Here is a 26,023-nt window from a genome sequence, read left to right as displayed (position 1 = left end):
GGGGATCAGCGGTAGGTGATGTCCGAGGTGGAGTACAGGCAGTTGGTGCTGTCGGGGCCCACCCCGACCGCCGTGTTGTTGTTGTACTTCTGGCAGGGGACGACCTTGCGGCTCGCGTCGTTGCGGATCGTGATGTTGCGCAGCGTCGCCACGTCGTTGCGGTTGACGTTGATGCCGACGATCCGTGCCGTGGAGCCGGTGCCGGTCACCTCGATGGTGTTGAGGTTGACCTTGCGGGTGTACGACGTGGAGCAGTCACCGCAGGAGCGGTAGAGGGTCTTGAACTCCTGCACGGCGAAGTTGGAGATGTTGACCGTGCCGCCGCCGTTGTGCTGGAAGACCTTGTCGGTCGCCTTCTTGGCGCCGCCGCCGACGACGTTGTACGTCGCGCTGCTGCCGCCCCGGAAGGTCGCGGCGTCCTCGCCGACGTCCTCCCACCAGACGTTCTGCAGCGTGCAGCTGCCCAGGCAGTGGATGCCGTCGGCGCCGGGCGCGCCGATGATGACGTTCTTCAGCGTCACGCCGTTCGCGAGGGTGAGGATCGGCTGCTGGTCCTCGGCCTGGTCCCCGGTGCCCAGGGCGCCGCTGCCGTAGAGGCGCAGCATCCCGTAGTCCTTCGAGCTGGTCAGGTTGATGGTGGCACTGACCGGCTGGCTGCCGGAGGCGGACGGCCAGGTGGCGGCGCCGGCCGGAGTCGTTCCGGTGGTCATGATCATGCCAAACGAGAGGCCGAGGGTGGCCACCGCGCCGGTCAGTGCGCGCCCGCGGGCGCGCGGTCGTGTCGCAGAAGTCATGTCCCGTTGTCCTTCTGTCGTGGGGGTTGGCGTCAGAGCTTTCCGGCGCCCGCGCCGGACGTCACCGAGGCGACGACGGACGAGGCGGGCTCGGCGGTGCGGTTGTACGGCGGCTGCACCTCGGTAGCGGCTCCACCGAGGTCGTTGCCGGTCGGGTTGGCGTCACCGTCCACGCCGCTGCTGCGGTCGGTCGCCACCGCGACCCGGGGGTCGCGGAAGACGCTGTTCAAACTTTGCGCGTGTGTACATGGGGGGCCTGTACGCATGCGGTGCGATCCCTTCGAGAGGGAGTGGTTGATCAGATATGCAGATGATGTGCGCAGTGCTGAACAACACGGTGCGGGCAATGCGGCCTCTTGGGGTCAGGGTGAGCGGCTCGGTCACACTGCTGAACGGAACGTAGGGTGCAAGCGCTTTCTAGTCAACGCTTTGCGCAGATGACATTCGGCCACGCCGATTCACCGGCAAGGGCTTCCGGCAACGTCGTGTGGGAGCGCTTCCATGGAAGGCATGTGCATGCCACCATGCAGTGCGGACGTTTCCCCGGACCGGGCTTCGGTTTCGGAGCTCTCCGGGCTCCCAGAGCCCCGTGGGCCTCACGAGAGAGGCGAAGTCGATGACGCTTTCATCCGCTCCACCAACGTCACCTTCGCGGCGGGCCACGGCGAGATGATCCGCGCCGGCGTCGACCAGACCCTCACCATCGACCCCTGCCGCCTGCGCTTCCTCTATCAGGGCATGGACCCGGCCGCGAGCGGCGACTACTCCCAGCTGCCCTGGCGCCTGAGCCTGCTGACGCAGACGAACTCCCCCTGCTGAGCCACCTTTCGCGCACGACGAGCCGCACAGAAGGGACCAGCACGTGTACACCCCCCACTCCCCGAGGAGAGCCCCGCGCGCGGTGCTGACGGCGCTGCTGCTGCTCCTCGCCGGCGCCCTCCTCACCGCACCCCCCGCCTCCGCCCGTACGGAAGCGGCCGAGGCGGTCCCCGCCGCCACCCTCACCGAGGTCACCGGCTTCGGCACCAACCCCAGCAACCTCCAGATGTACGTCTACGCGCCGGCCAACGTCACCGCGCACCCGGCGGTCCTCGTCGCCGTGCACTGGTGCGGCGGCTCGGCCTCCGCCATGTACTCCGGCACCGAGTACGCCCAACTCGCCGACCGCCACGGGTTCGTGATCGTCTACCCGTCGGTCACCCGCAACAGCAAGTGCTTCGACGTCTCCTCGCCGCAGGCGCTGAAGCGTGGCGGCGGCAGCGATCCCGTCGGCATCAAGTCGATGATCGACTGGGTGACCAGGACGTACTCCGCAGACACCTCACGCGTGTACGCCACCGGCATCTCCTCCGGGGCGATGATGACCAACGTCCTGCTCGGTGACTACCCCGACGTGTTCGCCGCGGGCGCCGCGTTCGCCGGGGTGCCGTTCGGCTGCTTCGCCACCACCGACGGCTCCGAGTGGAACAGCGCCTGCTCCGGCGGCACCGTGATCCGCACCCCGCAGCAGTGGGGCGACCTGGTGCGCGGCGCCTACCCCGGCTACACCGGGCCCCGGCCGCGCATGCAGCTGTGGCACGGCACCGAGGACGACGTGCTGCGCTACCCGAACTTCGGCGAGGAGATCAAGCAGTGGACCGCGGTGCGGGGGATCGGACAGACCCCGGCCGCCACCGACTCGCCGCAGTCCGGCTGGACCCGGACCCGCTACGGCGGCACCGGTGACCAGGCCCCGGTGGAGGCCATCAGCCTCCAGGGCGTCGGACACAACCTGTACGCGTGGGGCATGGCCTCGCGGGTGATCACCTTCTTCGGCCTGGACTCCGGCGGTGGCCCCACGCCCCAGCCTCCCACGGGCCCGTGCAGGGTGACCGTGTCCACCAGCGCGTGGAACACCGGTCTGACCGCCTCGGTGACGATCACCAACACCGGTACCAGCACGGTGAACGGCTGGCAGCTCGGCTTCACCCTGCCCGCCGGGCAGACCATCACCAACGGCTGGGGCGCCACCTACGCGCCGGCCTCCGGCGCGGTGACGGCGACCAACGCGACCTACAACGGCACGCTCGCACCGAACGCGAGCGTCACCGTCGGCTACCAGGCGAACCACACGGGCAACAGCGCGCCGCCCGGTTCCTTCACGGTCAACGGGACCTCTTGCGCGGTGACCTGACGGACAGCCGGCCATAGGAGGCCGGGGGCCCGTGGGTGTGCACCCACGGGCCCCGCAGGCGAGAATCCCGGGCGCCGGTGGAGGCGGCGGGCAGCGTCGCCGGGACCGGGGAAACCCCCGTCCTCCGGGAGAACCAGGCACCCCCGTCCTGATGGATGGAGAGATGAGCATGACGTCCGACGACGTGGTGAGGCTGTTCGCCGACGAGACCCCGGTGCGCGCCTTCGCCGCCGTGACGCTGGGTGCCAGGAGCACCGCCGAGGTCGTCGAGCGCACCGGGCTGACGGCCAAGGACGCCGCCGGCGCGCTGCGCCGCCTCGAGGACCGCGCGGTCGTCGCGTCGGACGACGGCGGCCTCACGGTGTCGTACGACCGCTGCCGCGGCCTGGCCCGCGCGGCGGCCGGTCCCGGATCGACCTGCACCATCTCGACCGCCGGAGCGGTGTGTACCGGCGCTCGCCCGAGGACACCGCGCTGCTCGACTGACCCCGGCGGGCGCCGAACCGGACGAACGGCCTGTGCGGGGACGGCCTAGACGGCCTCCTCCCGGGACTTCCCGGCGCCCTCACCGGAGCCGCCCGCCGGGCCGTCCGCCTCGGCGAGCCCCGTGTCCCCCTTGGCCGGAAGGTGGTTGAAGAGCAGGTTCAGGGCGATCGCGGTCACACAGCCCGCGCTGATCCCGCTGTTCATCACCGTCTGGAACCAGTCGGGGAACTTCTCGTAGATCGCCGGGACGCCGACCGGCAGCACGCCCATCGCCACCGACACGGCCACGACCGTCAGATTGTGGTTGCCCCTGAAGTCCACCTCAGCCAGGGTCCGCAGGCCGCTCGCCGCGACCGTCCCGAACATCACCAGGCCCGCGCCGCCCAGGACCGGAGCCGGAATCGCCGCGACCACCGCGCCCAGCTTCGGCAGCAGACCGAGCAGGACGAGGATGCCGCCGGCGGTGGCGACGACCCAGCGGCTGCGCACCCGGGTCATGCCGACCAGGCCGACGTTCTGCGCGTACGCCGTGTAGGGGAAGGTGTTGAAGACGCCGCCGAGGACGGTGGACAGGCCGTCGGCACGCAGGCCGTCGGAGAGGGACCGCGGCTCCACCTTGCGACCGGTCATCTCGCCGACCGCGATCAGGTCACCGGTCGTCTCCGTCATCGTCACCAGCGCCACCACCAGCATCGAGATGATGGCCGACGCCTCGAAGGCGGGCGCGCCGAAGTGGAACGGCGTGCTGATCCCGAGCCAGTCCGCGTCCCCCACCCCGCCGAAGTCCGTGAAGCCGAAGGGGACGGCGACCGCGAGGCCCACCACGATGCCGATCAGCACCGCGATCCGGCTCAGGAACGCCGGTGCGAACCGCTGCACGCCGAGCACCACCGCCAGCACGAACGCGGCGAGCGCGAGGTTCCTCGGCTCCCCGAAGTCCGCCGAACCGGCGCCGCCCGCGGCCCAGTTGCCCGCGACCGGCAGCAGCGAGACGCCGATGACCAGGATCACCGTGCCCGTGACGAGCGGCGGGAAGAACCTCAGGAGCCGGCCGAACACCGGCGCCAGCAGCACGATCGCGAGCCCCGCGACGATCACCGAGCCGTAGATCGCGGGCAGTCCGCCGCCCGTCGTCCCGATCAGCACCATCGGCGACACGGCCGCGAAGGTACAGCCCTGCATGATGGGCAGCCGTACGCCGAAGCGCCAGAAACCCACGCACTGGATGAGCGTCGCGACACCGCAGATCAGCAGGTCCGCGGTGATCAGATACGCCAGGTCGGCGGGCGGGAGCTTCATCGCGCTGCCCACGATCAGCGGGACGGCCACCGCGCCCGCGTACATCGCGAGCACGTGCTGGAGGCCGAAGGCGGCCAACTGCCGTGCTGGAGGCACTTCGTCGACGGGATGGACGGGCGCGGGTGTGGTCGTGGGCGTGGCCATGGGCACTCCAGAGCGGCGGGGGGCGAGGGGACGGCGGGGGACGGCGACATCCGGACAGCACGAGACCGTACGAGACTTGAACAGTTTGTTGATGTCACGGATGTTGCGAGTGTGTGTCCCGTACACCGTCCTGTGCGCCGGCAGGGGTCACACCCGCCGCCGCCCGCAGCGACGCCCAGTCCGGCAGTTTCACCACACCCCGCCCCAGCGAGGCTCCCAGCTCCGCCTCGGCCCGCTCGATCGCCAGCCACCCGGCCCACTCGACCGGCTCGGCTCCGGCCTCCCGCAGCAGGGGCAGCGGATCACCGGGCAGCTCCCGCCGTGCGAGGGCGGGGGCGTCCTCGAGCAGGGACGTCACCGTCTCCTTCGCGCACGGCCGGTTGGTGCCGATGACACCGGTCGGGCCCCGCTTGATCCAGCCGGCCACGTACTCGCCCGGCGCCACGGCACCCGCGCGCAGCACCCGCCCGGCGAGATGCGGCACCGTGCCCCGCTCCGGGTCGAACGGCAGTCCCTCCAGCGGCACTCCGCGGTAGCCCACCGACCGCAGCACCAACTGCGCCTCCAGCTCCTCGTACCGGCCGGTCCCCGTCACCCCGCCGCGCCCGTCCGGAGCGGTCCGTTCGAAGCGCACCGTGCCCACCCGGTCCCCGTCGGCGAGCAGCGCGACGGGCCGCAGGAAGAACCGCAGGCGGATCCGGCGCCGCAGGCCCCGCGGCGGTGCGGCCGCCCAGCCGCGCAGCACCTCGATGTTGCGGCGCTGCGCCGCCGGCAGCGCGGACGGGTCGGCGTAGTCGGGGTCCAGGGCCAGCTCCGCCTCGTCGACGACCACGTCGGTGTCCGGCAGTGCGCCCAGCTCCCGCAGTTCCTTGGTGGTGAAGCGGGCCTGGGAGGGGCCGCGCCGTCCCACCATGTGGATCTCGGTCACCTCGCTCGCGGCCAGCGCGCTCAGCGCCGTCTGCGGCATGTCGGTGGGGCTCAGCTCGGCCGCGCCGCGGGCCAGGATGCGTGTGACGTCCACCGCGACGTTCCCGACGCCGACCACCACGGCCGAGCGGGCGCCGGACAGGTAGCCGTCGGCGACGGCGTCGGGGTGGGCGCTGTACCAGGCCACGAACTCGGTCGCCGACCAGCTGCCCGGCAGGTCCTCACCGGGGATGCCCAGCCGGCGGTCCGCCGCGGCGCCCACGCAGTACACGACCGCGTGGTACAGCTCCCGCAGCCGTTCGACGGGCACCGCGCCCGCCCCGACCCGCACCCCGCCGAGGAAGCGCACCCGGTCGTGCTCCAGCACGGTCCGCAGGTTCTGCTGGAGCGACTTGATCTTCTCGTGGTCCGGGGCGACGCCGTACCGCACGAGCCCGTACGGACAGGGCAGCCGGTCCAGGACGTCGACGAGCACCCCGGGGTCCTGCTGGACGAGGCTCTGGGCGGTGTAGACCCCACTCGGCCCGGAGCCGACGACGGCGACACGCAGCACGGCCGGACTCCTAACCCCCGACTGGCGCGGGAGAGCGCTGGTGCTTCCAGCATGGCACCGCCGCGGCTGCGGTGACAGCGTGCTGCGCGCCGGACACGCGTACGTGTCGGGTACGCAGGGAAGGTGACCAGGCGGTTGCGTTCCGTGGGTGCTGGGGGAGTGAGGGGCCGCTGTTCGAGCGACGCGGCGCGGCGTGGGCGGCCCCGGAGACGGAGCGCGCCGTGCCGCCCAGCCCGCCGTGCCGCCCAGCCCGCCGTGCCGCCCAGCCCGCCGTGCCGCCCAGCCCGCCGTGCCGCCCAGCCCGCCGTGCCGCCCAGCGCACCGCGCCGCCCACCCCACCGCGCCGCCGCGAGTGTCGCTCCGCCCGGGAGGAGGGCGTCGGCCCGTTCTCGCGGTGCTGTGCGCGACCGGCAACCCTCGGGGACGGTCACAGCCGGACGGTCACAGCATGTCCCGCATCCGGGTGATCTCCGTCGTCTGCTCGGCCACCACGTCGTCCGCCATCTCCTCGACGCGGATGTTGTTCCCCTGCGCCTTGACGTCCGCGGCCATGGTGAGGGCGCCCTCGTGATGGGTGATCATCAGGGTGAGGAACAGCTTGTCGAAGGCCTTCCCGCGTGCCGCCCGCAACTGCTTCATCTGCGCCTCGGTGGCCATCCCGGGCATCGAGGCGTGATCGTGTCCGCCGCTCGCCGCGCTCTCGCCGTCCTTGTCGTGCGTCGTCAGCCAACTCTTCATGGCCTCGATCTCCGGCCCCTGGGCGGCGGCGATCCGCGCGGCGAGGGCCTTGACCCCGGCCGACTCGGCCTGCTTTGGGGCGAGTCGGGTCATCTCCAGGGCCTGGGCGTGGTGCTCGATCATCATGCGGGTGAAGGAGACGTCCGCCGAGTTCGGCGTGTCGTCCTCGGCGCGATGCTCGGCCGCGTCCTCGGGGGACAGCGTCCGGTTCTCCTCGCCCGGCATCCCCGGTGCGATCACCGAGGGCCCGCTCTTCGCCCCCGACCTGGTGTCCGACCCGGAGTCACAGCCCCCGAGGACGAGCGCCAGCAGTGAGGCGGTGACGAGGGGAGCGCGGCGGACGAGCACAACGACCTCCTGGCGTAGCCGGGTTGACGACCTGTGAGGACCTGACAAGCACCTGGGACCGTCCTAGCACGAGTTTTCGCCCGGCTGATCAAAAACATTCATTACGAGTGCGTTGCCGTCTGTTGATCTGTGCATGATGAAGACGATACTTCGGAGGACCGTGAACCGTTCCCCGCGAACGGTAACTAGGGAGGACGCAGTGACCCTGTTGAACGATCCTCGAACGCGGCACAGACGGCTGGGAGTTGCCTCGGCCTGTGCCGGGCTCCTGGCCGCGCTGCTCACGGCGGTCCCAGCGGCCGCGACCCCCGACCCGGGGGACGGCCCGGCCGTCGAGCGAGAGGTGTCCCAAGGCGTGCAGGCCGAGGTGGCCGACGCGATCGCCGAGGGGGAGATTCCCGGACAGGACGAGATCGTCCACTCCGCCAACATCGAACACCTCGTCAACGTCCCCAAGAACGCGCTCACCGGCACCAACTCGGACCTGGCCTTCCAGGGCAAGTACGCCTTCGCCGGCAACTACGACGGCTTCCGCATCTTCGACATCCGCGACCCGAAGGCGCCGAAGTCCGTCGCCGAGGTGCTCTGCCCGGGATCGCAGAACGACATCTCCGTCTCCGGCGACCTGCTCTTCCTCTCCACCGACTCCTCGCGCAGCGACTCCAGTTGCAACAGCACCACGCAGCCCGCGACCGAGAAGTCCTCCTGGGAGGGCATGAAGATCTTCGACATCAGCGACAAGAGGAACCCGAAGTACGTCGCCGCCGTCGAGACCGCCTGCGGCTCGCACACCCACACGCTGGTGCCCGAGCGCCGGAACGTCTACGTGTACGTCTCCTCGTACTCGCCCAACGCCGCCTACCCCGACTGCCAGCCCCCGCACGACGGCATCTCGGTCATCAAGGTGCCGCGCAAGTCCCCCGAGAAGGCCGCGATCGTCAACTTCCCCGTCCTCTTCCCCGGTGAGGGACCGGACGGCGGCGGCAACCCGGGCGGGCCCACCAACCCGGGCGTGTCCAAGACGACCGGCTGCCACGACATCACGGTACTCCCGGAGAAGGACCTGGCGGCCGGCGCCTGCATGGGCGACGGCATCCTGTTCTCGATCAAGGACCCGGAGAACCCGAAGATCATCGACCAGGTCCAGGACAACGTGAACTTCGCGTTCTGGCACTCGGCGACCTTCAACCTGAAGGCCGACAAGGTCGTCTTCACCGACGAGCTGGGCGGCGGCGGCGCGGCCACCTGCAACGCCGAGACCGGTCCGAACCGGGGCGCCGACGGCATCTACGACATCGTCGGCAAGGGCGACCACCGCAAGCTGGTCTTCCGCAGCTACTTCAAGATCGACCGTCACCAGGCGCCCACCGAGGTCTGCGTGGCCCACAACGGCTCGCTGATCCCGGTCAAGGGCAAGGACCTCATGGTCCAGGCCTGGTACCAGGGCGGTGTCTCCGTCTGGGACTTCACCGACTCCGCCCGCCCGAAGGAGATCGCCTACTTCGAGCGCGGCCCGGTGACCACCGAGCGGCTGACCACCGCCGGCTCCTGGTCGGCGTACTACTACAACGGCTACATCTACTCGAACGACATCGCCAAGGGCCTGGACGTGCTGAAGCTCAACGACCGGCGCACGGATCCGGCCAAGTACGTGCGGCTGCCCGAGCTGAACGTCCAGACGCAGCCGGACTACTTCGACTGATCGGCGGCCGGCACTCCCGTCGCGAAGAACCGCGACAGGTCCGTGTCGCCACTCCCGCCGGGCGCCTCGGCGTCCGGCGGGACCCCCAGCTCCCAGTCGAGCCGGTAGCGCGTGAACAACTCGGCGCGCACCAGAGGCAACGGCATCCCCGCGTTGGGCAGCACCATCGCGTAGACGGACCCCATGAGCAGGGCGCGCAGCACGGGATAGTCGGTGTCGACGTCCCGCGAGCCGTGCCGGGCCACCGTGTCCCGCAGCAGCTCCGCCAGCCGCCGCTGCTCCGGACACTGCACGAAGCCCTCCCCCTGGAGCAGCCCCGCCATGTGCTGGCGCATCAGCACCGTCCGGTCCCGCGCCAGGCCCAGGATCGCGTCGATGGCCCGCGCCATGCGCTCCCGGCCGTCCTCGGTGCGCGGCTCCCGCTCCAGCGCCTCCTCCAGCGTGCGGTGCATCAGCCGGTGCACGGCCGACTGCACCAACTGGCGCTTGCCGGGGAAGTAGTACGACACCAGACCGCGTGCCGAGCCCGCCCGGTCCGCGATGTCGCCGAGCGTCGTCGCCTCGTACCCGCGCTCGCTCACCAACTCGACCGCGGCCTGCAGGAGTCGCTCCCGGGAACGCCGCCGCAATTCTTCATTGACCGAGGCGCTGCGCGGGGACATGCTGTAACTCCTGCGTTGACTGGCTGCCAGCCAACTATACTCAGCGCATCCCGGCCGGCTCCGCTTGGAGCGCGCCGGGCGGCCGCCTGCTCTGGGCGACGCGGGGGATCGTCCAGAGTGGGCGTGCTTTTTCCCCGATGGTGGCCTGAGGCTCCTTTCCGACCGTTTCACTTCCGGTTCTGTGCCGATCGCGGTTCCGGTGGGCCGGGCTCAGCCGACCAGGTCCAGCACCGGCCGCAGCCCGTCCGGCCGTTCGGCCGCCGGCAGGTGGTCCACGAAGTGCACCCCGCAGCCCAGCGCCGCCGCCCCGCCGTCCGCCCTCCGGTCGTCGCCCACCATCAGCGTCGTCCGCGGGTCCACCCCGAGCGCCTCGCACGCCGTCTCGAACAGCCGCGGGTGCGGCTTCTGCACGCCGTGCTCGTACGACAGCGCGTACGCGCCGACGAACGGGTCGAGGCCGTGCTCACGGAACACCGGCCGCAGATCCCAGCCGATGTTGCTCACCACGCCCACGCGCACCCCGCGCTCGCGCAGCGCGCTCAGCACATGGAGAACGTCCGGGTACGGGGCCCAGGCGGCCGGCGTCATGTGCCGCTCGTAGAGCGCGTCGTGCAGGGCCGGATCGGGCAGCGGCACCCGACGGGAGAGCCCGGTGTACGCGGCGCGGTGCAGCTCGGCGCTCTGGTCGCGCACCCGCCACAGGTCGGCCACCTCCTCGGGCACCCGCAGCGGAGCCGCCCCGCCGGGCAGCGCGCCGGCGGTCTCGAGCGCCCGTGCCGTCGCGCCCAGCTCCGCCTCGGACAGTTCGACGCCCGCCGCGTCGAGCACGGCCCGCAGCCAGGACTCGGCGGACTCGATGCGGAAGAGGGTCCCGGAGAAGTCGAACAGCACGGCGGCGGTCATGCGGTTGATCCTAGGGACCTCGAGCGGCGCCGGGCCGAGCCGGCGCCTCCCGGGCGGGCGCGGGCGTGCCCGGCCCGTTCAGGGCCGAAGCGGGGGCTGGGAGCGGCAGTCACCGGAACGGGGCCGGCGGTCGGCTCGGCATGGCGGGACCGCCGTACCGGCAGGCTCACGGCCGCCACCGCAGGTGGGCCGCGATCGCCAGCGCCACCACCGTCGTCCCCATCAGCCAGCCGCCGAGGACGTCCGAGGGCCAGTGGACGCCCAGCCACACCCGGGTCAGGCCCACGCCCACCACGGAGACGGCGGCCACCGCGACCGCCGTACGCCACACGGCGGGGCCGGCTCCGTGGCGGCGCAGGAGCCACAGGAGGAGGCCGAGGACCACCGTGGCCGTGAGGGCGTGGCCGGAGGGGTAGGACGCGTAGTGGGCGGAGTCGACGGGGTCGGGCCACACGGGGCGTTCGCGGCCGACCGCGGCCTTGAGGCCCTGCTGGAGGACGGTGCCCACGGCCGAGGCGGTGACCAGCCACACCGCCGTCCACCACGCCGAGCGCCGCCACACCAGCCATGCGGCGACCGCCGCGCACAGCAGGCGCATCGTCAGGGGATCCCAGACCCAGTCGGTGAGGATGCGGCAGGCGTGCGTGACGTCGGGGTCGGCGACGGCCCAGCGGTGGGCCGTGCGGGAGACGTCGCCGTCGGCGGAGGTCAGGGGGTGCCACCCGGCCCACACCAGGACCAGGAGCAGGAGGGAGCACAGTCCCAGTACGAGGCCGGTGCGGACGGCCGTGCGGTAGGGCGCAGGGGCGGGCGGGGAGTCGACGGACGGGGTGTGCATGGTGTGATCCTTGCCGAACTGCGGTGCCCGAAGCCAACCCGGGGGCTGCTTCCGGCCCCGGGTTGGCTCAGCCGAGCGCCCGCAGGCCCGGCACCAGCGTCACCAGCACCGGGATCCCCGGCACCAGCGCGGCCGCGGCCGTCAGCCGGAGTCTGCGGGCCGCGGTGAGCCGGTCCGGGGGCGTGAGCAGCCGGTGCACGCGCTGCGGGACGTGCGCCTGGGGCGTGGGGGAGGGGCCGAACACGCCCCGGTCCTCGTTCAGTTCCACCAGCGCGAGCGCGGTCGTCAGCCGGCCGAAGCGGCGGGAGGCCATGTCGTCGGCGGCGAGCTCGACCAGCCGGTGCATCTCGTCGCGGAACGCGGCGAACACCGGTACCTGCGGGAACCCGTTGGCCAGCGCGGCCGAGCAGTGCAGCAGCCAGTCGTGCCGGGCCCGGGCGTGCCCCTGCTCGTGCGCGAGGACGGCGTCCAGCTGACGTCCCTTCAGTCGCCGCAACGCGGCGGTGGTGACCACCAGTCGGGGCGCCCCGCCCGGCAGCCACCAGGCATCGGGCCGCTCGCCCTCCAGCACCACGAGCGGTTCGGCAGCGGGTTCCTCGCCCGGCAACAGCGGGGCACGCGACCGCAGTTCGGCCCGCCGGTGCCGGCCGCGGGTCCGGGCCGAGGTGATCTCCCGCACCAGCATCGCCCCGCTCCACAGCCCGGCGCCCGCGAGCGCCACCGCGGTCGCCGCCGCCCAAGGGCCCGTCGCACTCAGCGCATAGGCCTCCACGACCGCGCGCGGGGCCGGCGCGAAGACGTGTCCGCGCACCGCCTGCCAGGCCGCCGCAGCGCTGAGCGTCATCGACAGCGCGCAGCACAGCAGCACCGCCGCCACCACGCACTGCCACGCCCACAGCGCGACCACCGGTTCACGATCCGGCCAGTCGGCCCTGGCGAGCAGCCGGGGGCCGACGACGGCGGTCAGGGCACCGAGCAGGAGCAGGACCGCGGGGACCATCATGGGCAGCACCCTATGAGCGGCGAACCGCTCAGGGGTACGGCACATCGCGGCAAAGTGACGCAGACCACGACCGGCGGCCGGGCGGCACGGGCATCACATCGTCAACAGCATCGCGAGCATCCCGATCCCCATCGACAACCGGCACGCCCGCGCCAGTTCGGGCCGGTCGCTCCATGCCACGGCGCTCCCCGCCGCCGTCGCGCCCGCCGGCAGCAGCCGGACGCCGGACGCGAGGACGTACCCCGCGAAGTACAGCAGCAGCACGCCCGTCAGCAGCGGCACCCCGGACCCCCCGTGGGCGTGCCCCGCGCCGGGGGAGGCGGCCATCACGACCGCCATGTAGACCATGGCCGACGCCCCCACCAGATGGTGCAGATGGTGAGCGCTCGCGCGGGCCGCCCACAGGGCCCGCAGCGCGGCCGTGCCGAAGACCACCGCGTACGCCGCCCAGGCCCATCCCGGCGGGGAGAACGCCGCCGCGGGCACGGCCATCACCGCCATGCCGAAACCCATGAGCGCCTCGCCGCCCGCGGCCCGGCGCCGCTCCTCGTCCGCGCTGCGCATCCGCAGCAGGCAGTAGGCGCCGGTCGCCGCACACAGCGCGACCAGCAGCCAGCCGGTCGAAGCCGGTCCGTGCACGGGCACCTCCCCGCTCGACGGTCGGTCGAGGAATCCGATGCCCGGGACAGGCGGAGCGCACGCGAGCGCAAGGGTGTACACGGGGAGCGTTCGGTGGAGCACAGCGGGTGACGGGACTGCGGGGGTGGAGTGACCTGGACCGCAGGAGGACCGGAGAAAGTGTTTTACAAGTAAAACACATGCTAAATTGACGCCTATGAGTAGTGCGACCCGATTCCCGCTCGCCGGCGTGCTGCGCCTCGGCCGCCCCTCCGACATCTGGTTCAAGCCGGCTCTGAGCGTGGTCGCCGCGGTCGCCCCGCCGAACCTGACCCTGCTCGCGCTCGGCCGCCTCGACCTGGCGATGTACACGATGGCCGGGTCCCTGTGCGCGCTGTACGCCCACAACCGCCCCTACGCCGCCCGGGCCCGCGCCCTGGCCCGGGTGGTGCTCGGCATGACCGGCGGGCTGGCCGTCGCCCTGCTCGCCGCCTCGCTCACGGCGAACGCCGTCGTCCTCGTCACCGTCGGCGCCCTGCTCGCCGCCGCGCAGAAGGTGCTCTGCGACGCGACCCGCGTCGGCCCGCCCGGCAACGTCGTCCTCACCTTCATCAGCTCCGCCTCCCTGTTCGCGCCGCAGACCCTGGGGCAGGTCCCCGGCCATCTGGGCCTGGCCCTCGCCGCGGGCGCCTGGTCCTGGATCGTCGGGATGGCACCGGGTCTGCTGCGCCCGCACGGCCCGGAGCGCCGGGCCACCGCCCGGGCCCTCGACGCGGCCGCCGCGTACGCCGCCACGCGCGGCACCGGCGACGGTCACGCCCGCACCCGTGCCGCCGCGGCCGCCGCCGTGCACGCCGCCTGGCAGACCCTGCTGTCGGCCCGTGACGGAGACACGAGCCGCGCCCTGGAACGGCTCGTGGTCCGCGCGGAGGTGGCCCTCGCCGCGCCCGCCGACACGGACCCGGCCCGCCTGCGCACCTGGGCCCGCGACCTGCGCGGCACGGGAACGCTCCCGCGCCCCGACGGCCTCCGGGACGACGACGAGCTTCTCGGCGTCGACGTCGAGCGTGCCGCCGGACAGCCGCCGCTGTGGCGTCGGCTCGGCCCGCTCACCCCGCTCGCCGTGCGCACCGCCCTGGGCTGCGCCCTCGCCGGACAGGCCTCCCTCGCGCTCGGCATCGGCCGCCCCTACTGGGCCCTGGTCACCGCCGCCTCCCTCTACCAGGCGAACGTCACCCTCACCTGGAGCCGCGGCGTCCAGCGGGTCGTCGGCAACCTCGTCGGCGTCCTCGCCTTCGCCGCGATCGTCCCGCTCGCCCACCTCCATCAGGCGGCCCTGGTCCTCGTCTGCCTCGCCCTCAACTTCGGCGCGGAGGCGCTGATCAGCCGCAACTACTGGCTCGGCAGCGTCTGTGTGACCCCGATGGCCCTGCTCATCACCGAGTTCACCCGCTTCCAGGACCCGGGGGAGTTGATCAGGGAGCGGGTCGTGGACACGTTCGTCGGTGCCCTGGTCGGCTTCGCCGCCGCCGTCGCCGTCACCAACCGCCGGGCCGGCGACCGCCTCGGACACGCCCTGACGGCCGTCGAACGGGCCCGCGAGCACGCCGCCCGCCTCCTGACGGAGCCGAGCCCGGCCCCCGGCGCCCTGGAGAGCGCCCGCCGTGGCCTCGCCGCCGCCCTGGCCGACCTGCGCGCCACCGCCGACGCCGCGTCCGGCGAGTGGTGGCAGCGGGCACTGCCCGAGGAGCGGGTCGTCGCGGCCGAACAGTCCGGACACCGTACGCTCGCCGCGACGGTACGGCGCCAGGGACTCCTCCCGGCCCGGGACACCAGCGCGAGAACGGAGGGCGTACGGCCATGACGGCGACGCAGGGATGGCCTGTCGGCGGGGACGGTGGAACGCGGGAGCGATCCGGAGCTCCCGGAGACGGAGTCCCCGGAGACGGAGCCCCCGGGGAATCGGCCGTCGAGGGGGGAACTCCCGGAGACGGCACCCCCCGACGCCGTGCTCCCGGGGAGGCGACCCGGGGCGACACCGTCGCCGCGGTCGTGGGGCAGTGGCGGACCGTCCACCCCGACCTCGACACCGCCCCCATGGAGATCATCGGCCGCGTCAACCGCTGCGCCGCCCTCCTCCAGCAGGCCGAGGACGCCCCCCTGCGCCGCGCGGGCCTGAGCCGCCCCGAGTTCGACCTGCTCGGCGCGCTGCGGCGCACCGGCCACGAGCTGACCCCGGGCGACCTGGCCCGTGAGACCTTCTCCTCGGGCGCCGCCGTCACCAAACGCCTCAAGCAACTCACCGAACGCGGCCTCGTGGAACGTCGCGGCGACACCCGCGACCGCCGCGTCGCCCACGTCCGCCTCACCGACGCCGGCCGTGACGTGGTCGACGGCATCCTGCCCGAGCAACTCGCCTACGAGAGCGCCGTGCTGTCCGCCCTGGACGCCGACCGGCAGGGACAGCTCGCCGGGCTGCTGGGCGAGTTGCTGAGCCGTCTGGAAGGACACATGCGGGGGCTGCGGGTCTGACGCGCCCCCGCCCGCCTCTCCGTAGGCCGCCGCGGGCCACTCCTCGCCGCCGGCCGCGGGGGCCACTTCCCGTCGCCGGGCGCGGCGGCTACCTCTCGTCGCCCGGCCGGTACACCCCGAACACCGCGCCCTGCGGGTCCCGCAGGACCGCGATCCGGGGACCCTCCGGCACCGAAGTCGGTTCCATGAGCGCCGTGCCGCCCGCCCGGAGCGCCGTCGCCGCGGAGTCGTCGACGTCGGCCACCGCGAAGTACGGCAGCCAGTGCGGCGGCACCTCGTGGGGGAACTTGTCGCCCATCGTGACCATGCCGCCGAAGTCGGCGCCGCCGACGCCCCACTGCGTGTAGCGCTCCAAGGTAGTTCACGGTCCAGCCGAACACCGTCGTGTAGAAGGCCTCCGCCCGCCCGGGCTCGCGGGACATCAGCTCCACCCAGCCCAGCGAGCCGGGCGCGTTGAACAGCCCGGCGCCCGGAAAGGTCCGCGCCTGCCACAACTGGAAGGCGGCGCCGCCCGGATCGACGGCGACCACGAAACGGCCGATGTCGAACACGTCCATCGGCCCGACCAGCACCCTGCCCCCGGCCTCGTCGATCATCCGCGCGGTGACGTCGGCGTCCGAGACCGCGAACGACACGTTCCAGGCGACGGGCTGCCCCTCCTGGTACAGGGGGCTGAGCGCGGCGACCGCCGCGTCACCGAGGTGGGCGACGGTGTAGCCGCCCGCCTCCTGCCGCGGATCCGTCTCGCACCGCCAGCCGAACAGTTCCGTGTAGAACCGCTGGGCCGCCGCCAGGTCGCTGGTGCCCAGCTCGGCCCAGCAGGGACCGCCGGGCACGGGCGCGTCGAGCTTCATGGCGTTCCTTCCGAAGGGGGCACCCCCTCCAGCACGCTAAGCCCGGGCCCGTGCCCCGGCATCCGCTGGCAGCGACAAGGCCTCAGATCCCCGGCCGGTACCGCAGCGGATGGTCCGCCGGCACCTCCACCAGCACGATCGGGGTCCCGTCCGGGTCCGCGATCCACATCTCGAGCAGGCCCCACGGCTCCTTCACCGGCGGCCGGACGATCTCGACGCCCTTCGCCCGCAGCTCCTCGTGGGCCGCCGTCACGTCGGGGACCTGCGCCCACAGCCGTACGGCGGGCTCCGCCGGGGCCTCCGCGCGCCCCGAGAGCTCCAGGAAGCCGCCGCCGAGGAAGTAGACGGTGCCCCGCTCCGGTCCCGTACCGAACTCGCGGTAGACGGCCAGGCCGAGTTGCTCACCGTAGAAGGCGCGGGAGCGCTCGGGGTCGGTGGGGCGGAGCAGGGTCCTGCTGCTGAGTACATGCACCATGCAAGCGGAGCCTAGGGCAGGGTTAGGCTCTGCGATGTCCCAGCCGCGCCGCAGACCGGAGAGCCCCGTATGGACGCCATCGCCACCGACCTCAGCTTCCGTGACGCCACCGAGGACGACGTGGACACGCTCGTCGCGCTCATCGAGTCGGCCTACCGCGGGGAGTCCAGCCGGGCCGGATGGACCACGGAGGCGGACATCCTGCGGGGGCAGCGGACCGACCCCGAGGGCGTCCTCGACGTCATCAGGGCGCCCGCCGCACGGCTGATCACCGCGGAGCGGGACGGCCGGATCGTCGCCTGCTGCCAGCTCGAACACCGCGGTGACCACGCCTACTTCGGCATGTTCGCGGTCGACCCCACGGCACAGGGCGGCGGCCTCGGCCGGACGGTCCTGGCGGAGGCCGAGCGCCGGGCCCGGGAGGGCTGGGGCGCCACCGAGATGCACATGACGGTGATCTCGGTGCGCGACGACCTCATCGCCTGGTACGAGCGCCGCGGCTACCGCCGTACGGGACGGATGACCCCCTTCCCGTACGGCGACGAGCGCTTCGGCATCCCCCAGCGCGACGACCTCCGGTTCGAACTGCTGGTCAAGCCCCTCGTCTAGGACCGCTCACGCCGTGAAGCGGCCGGTGCGCTTGATCTCCGGATGGTCGGTGGTCGCGCCGTCCAGCTCCAGGGCACGCACCAGCCGCAGGTGGTCCGGCGTGTTGACCACCCAGCCGATGATCCGCAGGTCGTGCTCGCGGGCGTGCTCGACGATCTCCAGGGTCAGCCGCCGGATGTTCAGGCACACGGTCGCGGCGCCGACGGCCACGGCCCGCTCCACGATGTCGAGGCCGTAGCGGCTGCCGATGAGTGCCGTGCGCACGCCCGGCACCAGCCGGGCGATCTCGGCGACGGCCTCGTCGTGGAACGAGGACACCTCGACCCGCTCCACGAGCTCCCGCTCGTGCATCACCGCCGCGAGCGCCCGCGCCGCCTGCACGTCCTTGATCTCGGCCTGGAGCGGCACGGACACGGCCTCCAGGACCTCCTCGAAGACCGGCACCCGCTCCCCTCGCCCCGCGTCGAGGGCGCGCAGCTCGGCGAGCGTGTGGTCCGCGATCGGCCCGCTCCCGTCGGTCGTACGGTCCACGTCGGCGTCGTGCATGACCACGAGCGCGCCGTCCTTGCTCAGGTGCAGATCGAGTTCGACGACGTCGAGGCCGGCGTGCTCGGCGGCGACGAACGACCGGAGGGTGTTCTCGGGTTCGACACCCATGACTCCGCGGTGACCGATGGTGAGAAGGTTCTTCAAGACTCGACTCGCTTCCGTCGACGGCGGCGCAGGAAGAGCCCGCAGCCTAGTGGCCCCGGGCCCACATGGACATGTGCGTGCACCACGAGTTCCCCTACCCACGACCCCATAGCGAAAGTCGTCGCGTATCCGGTAGCACACAGGAAAAACCTCGGTGACCATGGGGGGTGTGCAGGATTATTTCCCGATGATCCTCTTGCTGGAGGAAACCCCGTATGCATACGGTGTCCCTACGAGAGGTTCTCTTGTGGAGGATGGGACATGACGGAAATTCTTGTGCAGGTGGGTATGGAGGAACAGGTTCCTCCCGCGTCCAGGGTGGTGGAGCACCCGGCGTGGCCCGTGCTCAAGGATGCCGTGGAGCGGATCCGCCCCTGGCAGTCGAAGGACGGGTCGATCGACTTCGCGGCCGACGGTGCCCCGGACCCCGCCGACGCCGAGCAGGCCGTGCGGCGCGTGATCGAGGCGGTCGAGGAACTCTCCCCGCTGCTCCCGCACGACGCGGACTACCACCGGGCCCTGGCCGAGGACCTGCGCCGCTGGGCCGAGGGCGGCTTCCAGGTGCCGGACTTCCTCGACTCGCTGCTGGCCTTCCAGCCCGCCGCCCACCGCGCGGACGGCCTCCAGCACCTGGTCGTCTTCCCGATGTACACGCAGAACGGCAACCCGGACCGCAACCTCGAGGCGGTCGTGCTGCGCATGGTCTGGCCCGACTGGCTGGCCGAGCTGGAGCGCACCCGCTACGACAACCCGCTGTTCTGCGGCATCACGTTCGAGGACTTCACGGCCGGCTACGACACCAACTCGGCCGTGCTCTTCCCGGAGACCATCGCCGTCCGCGAGGCGCCGGAGCGCTTCTCCTGGGGCGGCATCTTCTGCGACCGCGAGGCCGCCCGCTTCCGGCGCGTCACCGCCGCCGCCGTCGACATCCTGGGGCTGGAGCTGCCCGAGGACATCGCCGCGATGGTCCACGACCAGAAGCGCTGCGAGGAGGCCTTCGTCCTGTGGGACATGGTCCACGACCGCACCCACAGCCACGGCGACCTGCCCTTCGACCCGTTCATGATCAAGCAGCGCCAGCCGTTCTGGATGTACGGCCTGGAGGAGCTGCGCTGCGACCTCACCGCCTTCAAGGAGGCCGTCAAGCTGGAGGCCGACGGCGTCCCGCAGGCCCGTGACGTGCAGTACGCGGTGCTGTTCGACCGCATGTTCCGCTTCCCCGTGACCGGCGAGCGCGTGCGCAACTACGACGGCCTCGGCGGCCAGCTCCTCTTCGCCTACCTGCACCGGCACGACGTCGTCCGCTGGACCGACAACAAGCTGTTCATCGACTGGCAGCGCGCCCCGCAGGTCACCAACGAGCTGTGCGCCGAGATCGAGAAGCTCTACCGCGACGGCATCGACCGCCCGAAGCTCGTCCACTGGTTCGCCGGGTACGAGCTGGTCTCGACCTACCTCCCTCCGCACCCGGGCTCCAGGTGGGCCAAGGGCCCCGACGCCCTGGACCTGACCCAGCCGCCGCGCAAGCTCGTCGACGACGTGCTTCCCGACGAGTTTCCGCTGAGCATGTTCTATGAGGCACTGGCCAAGAAGCTGAAGAACGTGATCGCCTCCACCAAGGGCATCACGGCGGACGGCGCCGAGCGGATCGCCGCATGAGCGACCGCCGTACCGAGAACACGGCTCAGGAGGCGAAGACCATGGGGAACGGGGCTCTCAGCGGTGCGGTGATCGCGGTGGCCGGCGCGGGCGGACCCGCCGGCCGGGCGGCACTGCTCCGGCTCGCCGAGGCGGGGGCGACCGTCGTCGGCTCGGACAACGACCCGGAGCGGCTGTCGGAGGCCGTGGACGCGGCGAGCTACGCGCACGGCGGCGCGACGGTCACCGGTGACACGGTCGACCTGCTCGACCTCCAGGCCACCCGGGACTGGGCCAACCGCATCGAGAAGGACTTCGGCCGCGTCGACGGGCTGGTCCACCTCGTGGGTGGCTGGCGCGGCAGCGAGACCTTCACCAGGACGAGCCTCGACGACTGGGACTTCCTGGAGATGCTCCTCGTCCGCACCGTGCAGCACACCTCCCTCGCCTTCCACGAGGCGCTCCAGCGCAGCGACCGCGGCCGCTACCTCCTGATCAGCGCCGCGGGCGCCAGCAGGCCCACCGCGGGCAACGCGGCCTACGCCGCGGCCAAGGCCGCCGCCGAGGCGTGGACGCTGGCCATGGCCGACTACTTCCGCAAGGCCGGGGGCGCCGAGGGGCCGACGTCGGCGGCTGCGATCCTGGTGGTGAAGGCACTGGTGCACGAGGCCATGCGCGCCGAGCGCCCCAACGCGAAGTTCGCGGGCTTCACCGATGTCAAGGACCTCGCCGAGGCCATCGTCGGCGTCTGGGAGAAGTCCGCCGCCGAAGTGAACGGACACCGTCTGTGGCTCACCGAGAAGCCGTGAACCCACCCAAGACCGACGCTCGTCGCCACCACGACCCGCAGGTCCGGGGTTTCGCCAGCGACAACTACGCCGGGGTCCACCCGGAGGTGCTGGCCGCCCTGGCCCTGGCCAACGGCGGCCACCAGGTCGCGTACGGCGAGGACGTCTACACCGAGAACCTCCAGCGGATCGTCCGCAGCCACTTCGGGCCCACGGCGGAGGCCTTCCCGGTCTTCAACGGCACCGGCGCCAACGTCGTCGCGCTCCAGGCGGTCACCGACCGCTGGGGCGCGGTGATCTGCGCCGAGAGCGCCCACATCAACGTCGACGAGGGCGGCGCGCCCGAGCGCATGGGCGGCCTGAAGCTGCTCACCGTCCCCACCCCCGACGGCAAGCTCACCCCCGAGCTGATCGACCGGCAGGCGTACGGCTGGGAGGACGAGCACCGTGCGATGCCGCAGGTCGTCTCGATCACCCAGAGCACGGAGCTGGGCACGCTGTACACGCCCGACGAGATCCGCGCGATCTGCGAGCACGCCCACGCGCACGGCATGAAGGTGCACCTCGACGGCTCCCGGATAGCCAACGCGGCCGCCTCGCTGGACGTGCCGATGCGGACGTTCACCAACGCGGTCGGCGTCGACATCCTCTCCCTGGGCGGGACGAAGAACGGGGCGATGTTCGGCGAGGCCGTCGTGGTCATCAACCAGGACGCCGTCCGCCGCATGAAGCACCTGCGCAAGCTGTCCATGCAGCTGGCCTCGAAGATGCGTTTCGTGTCGGTGCAGTTGGAGGCCCTGCTCGCCAAGGACCTGTGGCTGCGCAACGCCCGCCACGCCAACGAGATGGCCCAGCGGCTGGCCGAGGGCGTGCGGGCCGTGCACGGCGTCGAGATCCTCCACCCGGTACAGGCCAACGGCGTCTTCGCCAGGCTCCCGCACGACGTGAGCGAGCGGCTGCAGAAGCGGTTCCGGTTCTACTTCTGGGACGAGGCGGCCGGCGTGGTGCGCTGGATGTGCGCCTTCGACACGACCGAGGAGGACGTGGACGCCTTCGTGGCGGCGTTCAAGGAGGAGATGGCGCGCTGACGGCCGGGGCACCCCGGCCACGTCATGCATAGATATGCGGTCACCTGAAAACTCATTGACTCTCGGGTGATCGCATTCCTATGCTCTCCAGGCATGGAGCTGATCCAGGAGAACCCCGACCTGTCCGCATATTTGGCCGCCGACGAGGTCATCGACCATGACCATCCACGGGTGCGCGACACCGCCGCACGCCTGGCCAAGGACGCGGCAGACTCGTATGCCTATGCACAGCTGGCCTTCGAATTCGTACGCGACACCATCCCCCACTCGCAGGACTCCGGCGACCTGCGCGTCACCTGGCGCGCCTCCGACGTGCTGGAGCAGCGGACGGGCATCTGCTACGCCAAGGCCCATGCGCTGGCCGCGCTGCTGCGGGCCGAGGACATCCCGACCGCGCTGTGCTACCAGACGTTCGACGTGGTGCACGGACTGGTCGCCGTCCGCTTCAACGGCGCCTGGCACCGACAGGACCCCCGGGGCAACAAGCCGGGCGTGAACGCCCGGTTCTCCCTGGACGGGGAGCAACTGGCCTTCACTCCCGACCCCGGGGCCGGCGAGCTGGACCACCCCGTCCTGTACGCCGCACCGCACCCGGCCGTCCTGAGCGCGCTGAAGGCCGCCCCCGACCGGCCGTACCTCTGGAAGACGCTGCCCACCACACTGTGAGGCCCCCGCCGCCGACGCGGCCGGTCGCGGTCGCTAATCTCCCCGGCATGCGCGATGGGGGAGAGGGCCGGGAGGCCGGTGCGGACGGGAACGCGGACCTGAGCCGGGACGATCGCCCGGAGGCCGGCCCGCAAGGGCGGCACACCGGGCAGCCGGACGGCGACGACCGACAGCGGGAGGAACAGCCGGAGGGCGACAAGCAGCCGGAGGGCGACGACCGACAGCCGGAGAGGCAGCCGGATGGCGGTCCGTCCGGACGGGAGCCCGACGCTCGGCCCGACCCCGCGTCTCCCGGGCCCCTCGCCCGCCTGCGCGAGCACTGGCTGCTCTCCTCCGCCGTCGCCCTCGCCCTCCTGGCGGCCGCCACCGCCGTGCCGATCGTGCTGGTCCGCTCCGGGGACGACACCCCCTGCCAGGAGATCCCCGCCGCCACGCGCGCCCTCGCCGAGAACCCTGCGGCCGCGACCCGCGCCCTCGACCCGGGCGACGACCTCGCCCGCTTCGACGCCGTCCGCGCCCTCCTCGCGCACGAGCACCCGTGCGGCGACGGCGGCGAGGTCCTCGGCGAGGTCGTGGACGCGGCCACCCGGGCCACCGGAGCCGAGAACCCGCACACCCCGGCCCAGGCGCGCAGCGCCTTCGCGGTGGCCGCCGCCCTCGACGACGTCGAACTGCCCGACGGGATGGCGCCGGGCGTGGCCCGCATGCTCGCCCAGTACGTCGTCGACCAGAACCGCTACCTCGGCTCCGACGACGACGCGATCCGCCCCGCCGTCCCCGCCGAGCTGACCCGGCTCGACGACCAGGGCTGGACGAGGTACGGCCGCTTCCTCGCCCCCGGCGAGGCCCACGCCGACTTCGAACACACCCAGCCCTACTCGGACGTCCGGGCCGACCCGGAGCAGCTCATCGCCGAACTCGCCAAGGACCCCGAGGCGTTCGCGATCCTCTACAGCGCCGAGCGCGCCTGGCTCGCCTACTACCTGGAGCGGCTCGACGGACAGGGCCGCGACCCCCACTACCACCCCAAGCCCAGCGAGCACGGGTTCGAGACCCGCGAGACCTACTGGGTGGACAGCGACCTGGAGCACATGGCCGACCGGGTCGGCGCCCTGATGAAGTACCGGGCCCGCTACGCCCGCGACGGCACCATCCCGGACATCACCGCCTTCGACGAGGCCGTGCGCCGGCACACACGGGGCGTCTACCTCGCCCACACCAGGCAGGTGACCACCCGCCCGCCGATGGCCTCGATCGCCGCCCGGTACCCCTCGGGACGGGTGCGCGGCGACCTGATGGACGCCCGGCACCAGCTGCTCGGGGTGGTGGACGCCTGGGCGGCGGCGCGGAAGGTCCCGGCGTCCCGGGCCCTCGTCATGCGGCAGTCCATCGACGACCGGTACGTACGGGCGCTCTGGCTGATGATCTGACGCGCGTCAGCCGCCCATGCTGAGGTCCGTGCAACCCCGTCGTTTCACCTGCTCGGCGGCGAAGGCCTGCAACAGGGCCCGTTTCTTCGCCTGGTCGACGCCGGGGACGTCCTTGGCGGCGTCGAGCGCGAAGTGGGCGGCCTCGCCGGCGCAGCGGGCGCTCGCGGTCAGGGACGGGCGGACGATGTCGTCGCCGGAGACGAGCCGGGTGCTCCAGTCGCCGAACCAGGCGACGAAGTCCATCCCCGCGGAGCCGCCGTCCGCGAGCCCGTCGCCGAGGGTGACGTCGCAGAAGCCCGTCGGCGCCGCGTCGTTGAGCTGGGCGTCGACCTTCCAGTGCGTCGGGTCGGGCAGCCCCGCGCCGGCCAGCCAGCCGCAGGCGGTGTCGCGGGCGGCCGCCAGGGAGACCCTCTTCCGGTCGTCCTCCTCGGGGTGGGCCGGGCTGACGCCCTTCGGCGCCGTCAGCGGCTTCGCGCCGCATCCCAGGCGCTTCGAGGCGGAGTTGACGAACGCGACGGCGACCTCGTAGGAGGCGGGCTGGCGCCAGGGGGCGTTGTCGCTGATCCCGGCGCGCACCAGCATCGTGCGCTGTCGGCCGTCCGCGTCCCTGCCCAGGTCGGGGCAGGGCAGCAGGAAGTCGAGGGCGCCGGACCGGGTGATGAAGCCGGGCAGGCCCTCGGGCAGGGCGGCCTGCGCCGCGAACCCGCTCTCCGGGAACGCGGACATGAACTCGCGGTCCTGGTCGTCGCGCCGGGTGTAGGCGTGCAGGGACAGCAGCCGCCAGTCGGCGCTGTGGTCGCTCGTGACGCTCACCGAGCACCCGTGGTCGCCGAGCGCCTTCACCCCGCCCGACTCGGTGCCGACGACGCGCGAGTCGTCCGGGAGCAGGTCGCGCACGGCGTCGTCGGGCAGCACCCCGTCACAGGCGGTGCGGAGCAGCCACCACTGGTGGACGTACGGCTGGGCGATCCAGCCGCCCAGCCCGAGTACGGCCGCAGCCGTCACCGACACCTTGATCCAGCGCCGCATCCTCGCCCCCGTAGCGCGTTCGGCAGTCAACAGCCGGACCGTGGGCGACCGTCAGGGCGCCGACACCCGGCTTACGTTTTCCTGCCGGACCCTATCGGCTGTCACGACACGCCGGGGTGCGGGGGCGGGGGAGGGAATGGTCAGCGGGTCTCGGCCTGGCGGACCTGCTCGGGCGTGGGTGCCGTGCCGCCCAGATGGGCCGGCATCCACCAGGTGTCGTTCGCGTCCTTGGGGCGCACCGGGTAGGCGCGCTGGGCGGCCTCCAGCAGCTCCTGGACGCGCTCGCGCAGCTGCCGGGTGATCGCGCCCGCGTACTTGTCGCGGGAGGCCTCGATCGCCTCGCCGACTCGGATGGTGATCGGCGTGTGGCTGCGCTTGAAGTTGCGCGGGTGCCCCTTGGTCCACAGCCGCTGCGTGCCCCACACGGCCATCGGGATGAGCGGGACGCCCGCCTCCTGGGCCAGCCGGGCGGCACCCGACTTGAAGCTCTTCAGCGTGAACGACTCGGAGATCGTGGCCTCGGGGAAGACCCCGACGATCTCCCCGGACCGCAGGGAGTCCAGGGCGTGCGCGTACGCCGCCTCGCCCTGCTTGCGGTCCACGGGGATGTGCTTCATCCCGCGCATCAGCGGACCGGAGATCCGGTGCCGGAAGACGGATTCCTTGGCCATGAACCGCACGAGACGCTTCTGCGGGAGCGCGGCCAGGCCGTTGAAGACGAAGTCGAGGTAGCTGATGTGGTTGCTCACCAGCACGGCTCCGCCCGAGCGCGGGATGTTCTCCGACCCCTTGCAGTCGATCTTGAGATCCCAGACCTTGAACAGCGTCTGGGCGAGGCCGACAACGGGGCGGTAGACAAGCTCTGCCATGGGCGGGGCGGACCCTTCCTCTCTCTGCCCGGGACAGGGAATCCCGAGGGCAAAGTTACGCAGCCGTAGGTTTACGGCATCTCGCAGATCGTGCCCCAAGAACGGCCGGGGAGCCAGTCCTGGTGCCGCCGAACCGCGAGATCCTCGTCACGTCACTCCGATGC

24 protein-coding genes and 3 pseudogenes are annotated in these 26,023 nt (G+C 72.3%); 12 read left to right on the top strand and 15 right to left on the bottom strand.

The window, feature by feature from the left end; all coding sequences use genetic code 11:
- Window positions 1-5 precede the first annotated feature (5 nt).
- Both ACF1A1_RS29610 and ACF1A1_RS29605 read right to left on the bottom strand, forming a co-directional pair.
- Window positions 6-794: a pectate lyase gene (locus tag ACF1A1_RS29610; RefSeq protein ID WP_392004071.1), complete on the bottom strand. Its 789-nt coding sequence runs from the start codon at window positions 792-794 to the stop codon at window positions 6-8.
- A 32-nt stretch (window positions 795-826) separates the two neighbouring features.
- Window positions 827-1,021: pseudogene (locus ACF1A1_RS29605) on the bottom strand (pectate lyase); the annotation flags it as partial.
- A 454-nt stretch (window positions 1,022-1,475) separates the two neighbouring features.
- On the opposite strand from ACF1A1_RS29605, the pseudogene ACF1A1_RS29600 reads away from it, so the two are divergent.
- The 3 genes and pseudogenes from ACF1A1_RS29600 to ACF1A1_RS29590 form a co-directional block, all read left to right on the top strand.
- Window positions 1,476-1,613: pseudogene (locus ACF1A1_RS29600) on the top strand (glycosyl hydrolase family 62); the annotation flags it as partial.
- Between the two features lie 43 nt (window positions 1,614-1,656).
- Window positions 1,657-2,967 (top strand): PHB depolymerase family esterase, encoded by a 1,311-nt coding sequence (locus tag ACF1A1_RS29595; RefSeq protein WP_392004070.1) that lies wholly within the window; start codon window positions 1,657-1,659, stop codon window positions 2,965-2,967.
- Between the two features lie 169 nt (window positions 2,968-3,136).
- On the top strand, window positions 3,137-3,502 hold the full coding sequence (locus ACF1A1_RS29590; RefSeq protein ID WP_392004069.1) for a hypothetical protein: 366 nt from the start codon (window positions 3,137-3,139) through the stop codon (window positions 3,500-3,502).
- On the opposite strand, the gene ACF1A1_RS29585 is transcribed toward ACF1A1_RS29590, so the two are convergent.
- The 3 genes from ACF1A1_RS29585 to ACF1A1_RS29575 form a co-directional block, all read right to left on the bottom strand.
- On the bottom strand, window positions 3,499-4,896 hold the full coding sequence (locus ACF1A1_RS29585; protein ID WP_392004068.1) for a nucleobase:cation symporter-2 family protein: 1,398 nt from the start codon (window positions 4,894-4,896) through the stop codon (window positions 3,499-3,501). The genes ACF1A1_RS29590 and ACF1A1_RS29585 overlap by 4 nt on opposite strands.
- A gap of 94 nt (window positions 4,897-4,990) precedes the next feature.
- The gene (locus tag ACF1A1_RS29580; RefSeq protein ID WP_392004067.1) at window positions 4,991-6,376 is read right to left on the bottom strand and encodes an FAD-dependent oxidoreductase; all 1,386 of its coding nucleotides are present in this window, start codon (window positions 6,374-6,376) and stop codon (window positions 4,991-4,993) included.
- A 441-nt stretch (window positions 6,377-6,817) separates the two neighbouring features.
- Window positions 6,818-7,462, bottom strand: a complete 645-nt coding sequence (locus tag ACF1A1_RS29575) for a DUF305 domain-containing protein (RefSeq protein ID WP_392004066.1) — start codon at window positions 7,460-7,462, stop codon at window positions 6,818-6,820.
- A 199-nt stretch (window positions 7,463-7,661) separates the two neighbouring features.
- Between ACF1A1_RS29575 and ACF1A1_RS29570 the strand changes: the two genes are divergently transcribed.
- On the top strand, window positions 7,662-9,164 hold the full coding sequence (locus ACF1A1_RS29570) for an LVIVD repeat-containing protein (RefSeq protein WP_392004065.1): 1,503 nt from the start codon (window positions 7,662-7,664) through the stop codon (window positions 9,162-9,164).
- Here the strand turns inward: ACF1A1_RS29570 and ACF1A1_RS29565 are convergent.
- The 5 genes from ACF1A1_RS29565 to ACF1A1_RS29545 all read right to left on the bottom strand — a co-directional run bounded on the left by ACF1A1_RS29565 (window position 9,152) and on the right by ACF1A1_RS29545 (window position 13,209).
- Complete coding sequence (locus ACF1A1_RS29565) at window positions 9,152-9,826, bottom strand: TetR/AcrR family transcriptional regulator (protein ID WP_392004064.1); 675 nt, start codon at window positions 9,824-9,826, stop codon at window positions 9,152-9,154. The genes ACF1A1_RS29570 and ACF1A1_RS29565 overlap by 13 nt on opposite strands.
- 210 nt (window positions 9,827-10,036) lie before the next feature.
- A complete protein-coding gene (locus ACF1A1_RS29560; RefSeq protein ID WP_392004063.1) occupies window positions 10,037-10,729 on the bottom strand; it encodes an HAD family hydrolase in 693 nt (230 codons plus the stop codon).
- Window positions 10,730-10,895: 166 nt separating this feature from the next.
- A complete protein-coding gene (locus ACF1A1_RS29555) occupies window positions 10,896-11,567 on the bottom strand; it encodes a phosphatase PAP2 family protein (RefSeq protein ID WP_392004062.1) in 672 nt (223 codons plus the stop codon).
- 67 nt (window positions 11,568-11,634) lie between these two features.
- The gene (locus tag ACF1A1_RS29550) at window positions 11,635-12,570 is read right to left on the bottom strand and encodes a M56 family metallopeptidase (RefSeq protein WP_392004061.1); all 936 of its coding nucleotides are present in this window, start codon (window positions 12,568-12,570) and stop codon (window positions 11,635-11,637) included.
- Window positions 12,571-12,663: 93 nt separating this feature from the next.
- Window positions 12,664-13,209, bottom strand: a complete 546-nt coding sequence (locus ACF1A1_RS29545; protein WP_392004060.1) for a DUF5134 domain-containing protein — start codon at window positions 13,207-13,209, stop codon at window positions 12,664-12,666.
- A 196-nt stretch (window positions 13,210-13,405) separates the two neighbouring features.
- On the opposite strand from ACF1A1_RS29545, the gene ACF1A1_RS29540 reads away from it, so the two are divergent.
- Entirely contained in the window at window positions 13,406-15,052 is a 1,647-nt protein-coding gene (locus ACF1A1_RS29540) for an FUSC family protein (RefSeq protein WP_392004059.1), read from the top strand.
- Window positions 15,049-15,720 (top strand): MarR family winged helix-turn-helix transcriptional regulator, encoded by a 672-nt coding sequence (locus tag ACF1A1_RS29535; RefSeq protein WP_392004058.1) that lies wholly within the window; start codon window positions 15,049-15,051, stop codon window positions 15,718-15,720. The genes ACF1A1_RS29540 and ACF1A1_RS29535 overlap by 4 nt, the downstream gene beginning before the upstream one ends.
- A gap of 88 nt (window positions 15,721-15,808) precedes the next feature.
- Here ACF1A1_RS29535 and ACF1A1_RS29530 read toward each other — a convergent pair.
- A pseudogene (locus tag ACF1A1_RS29530) lies at window positions 15,809-16,574 on the bottom strand (VOC family protein).
- Between the two features lie 82 nt (window positions 16,575-16,656).
- Window positions 16,657-17,049 carry a VOC family protein gene (locus ACF1A1_RS29525; protein ID WP_392004057.1) on the bottom strand — a complete coding sequence of 131 codons (393 nt, stop codon included), beginning with the start codon at window positions 17,047-17,049 and terminating at the stop codon, window positions 16,657-16,659.
- A gap of 69 nt (window positions 17,050-17,118) precedes the next feature.
- Between ACF1A1_RS29525 and ACF1A1_RS29520 the strand changes: the two genes are divergently transcribed.
- Complete coding sequence (locus tag ACF1A1_RS29520; RefSeq protein WP_392004056.1) at window positions 17,119-17,658, top strand: GNAT family N-acetyltransferase; 540 nt, start codon at window positions 17,119-17,121, stop codon at window positions 17,656-17,658.
- Between the two features lie 6 nt (window positions 17,659-17,664).
- On the opposite strand, the gene ACF1A1_RS29515 is transcribed toward ACF1A1_RS29520, so the two are convergent.
- Window positions 17,665-18,315, bottom strand: a complete 651-nt coding sequence (locus ACF1A1_RS29515; RefSeq protein ID WP_392004055.1) for a glycerophosphodiester phosphodiesterase — start codon at window positions 18,313-18,315, stop codon at window positions 17,665-17,667.
- Window positions 18,316-18,612: 297 nt separating this feature from the next.
- Here ACF1A1_RS29515 and ACF1A1_RS29510 point away from each other — a divergent pair, with 297 nt between their 5' ends.
- From ACF1A1_RS29510 to ACF1A1_RS29490, 5 genes are all read left to right on the top strand, one after another.
- Window positions 18,613-20,010, top strand: coding sequence for a DUF6421 family protein (locus ACF1A1_RS29510; RefSeq protein ID WP_392004054.1), 1,398 nt, complete (start codon window positions 18,613-18,615; stop codon window positions 20,008-20,010).
- Window positions 20,011-20,051: 41 nt separating this feature from the next.
- Window positions 20,052-20,798, top strand: a complete 747-nt coding sequence (locus ACF1A1_RS29505) for an SDR family NAD(P)-dependent oxidoreductase (RefSeq protein ID WP_392004163.1) — start codon at window positions 20,052-20,054, stop codon at window positions 20,796-20,798.
- Window positions 20,795-21,865, top strand: coding sequence for a threonine aldolase family protein (locus ACF1A1_RS29500; RefSeq protein WP_392004053.1), 1,071 nt, complete (start codon window positions 20,795-20,797; stop codon window positions 21,863-21,865). The genes ACF1A1_RS29505 and ACF1A1_RS29500 overlap by 4 nt, the downstream gene beginning before the upstream one ends.
- 93 nt (window positions 21,866-21,958) lie before the next feature.
- The gene (locus ACF1A1_RS29495; protein WP_392004052.1) at window positions 21,959-22,531 is read left to right on the top strand and encodes a transglutaminase domain-containing protein; all 573 of its coding nucleotides are present in this window, start codon (window positions 21,959-21,961) and stop codon (window positions 22,529-22,531) included.
- Window positions 22,532-22,578: 47 nt separating this feature from the next.
- Complete coding sequence (locus tag ACF1A1_RS29490) at window positions 22,579-23,961, top strand: hypothetical protein (RefSeq protein WP_392004051.1); 1,383 nt, start codon at window positions 22,579-22,581, stop codon at window positions 23,959-23,961.
- A 6-nt stretch (window positions 23,962-23,967) separates the two neighbouring features.
- On the opposite strand, the gene ACF1A1_RS29485 is transcribed toward ACF1A1_RS29490, so the two are convergent.
- Entirely contained in the window at window positions 23,968-25,020 is a 1,053-nt protein-coding gene (locus ACF1A1_RS29485; RefSeq protein WP_392004050.1) for a hypothetical protein, read from the bottom strand.
- Window positions 25,021-25,130: 110 nt separating this feature from the next.
- Window positions 25,131-25,859 carry a lysophospholipid acyltransferase family protein gene (locus ACF1A1_RS29480; RefSeq protein WP_392004049.1) on the bottom strand — a complete coding sequence of 243 codons (729 nt, stop codon included), beginning with the start codon at window positions 25,857-25,859 and terminating at the stop codon, window positions 25,131-25,133.
- Window positions 25,860-26,023 lie beyond the last annotated feature (164 nt).

This window comes from Streptomyces sp. NPDC014995 (assembly GCF_043080745.1).
GTDB lineage: Bacteria > Actinomycetota > Actinomycetes > Streptomycetales > Streptomycetaceae > Streptomyces.
Note: the sequence above shows the minus strand (reverse complement) of the source record. Positions and strands in the feature narration are given on the sequence as shown.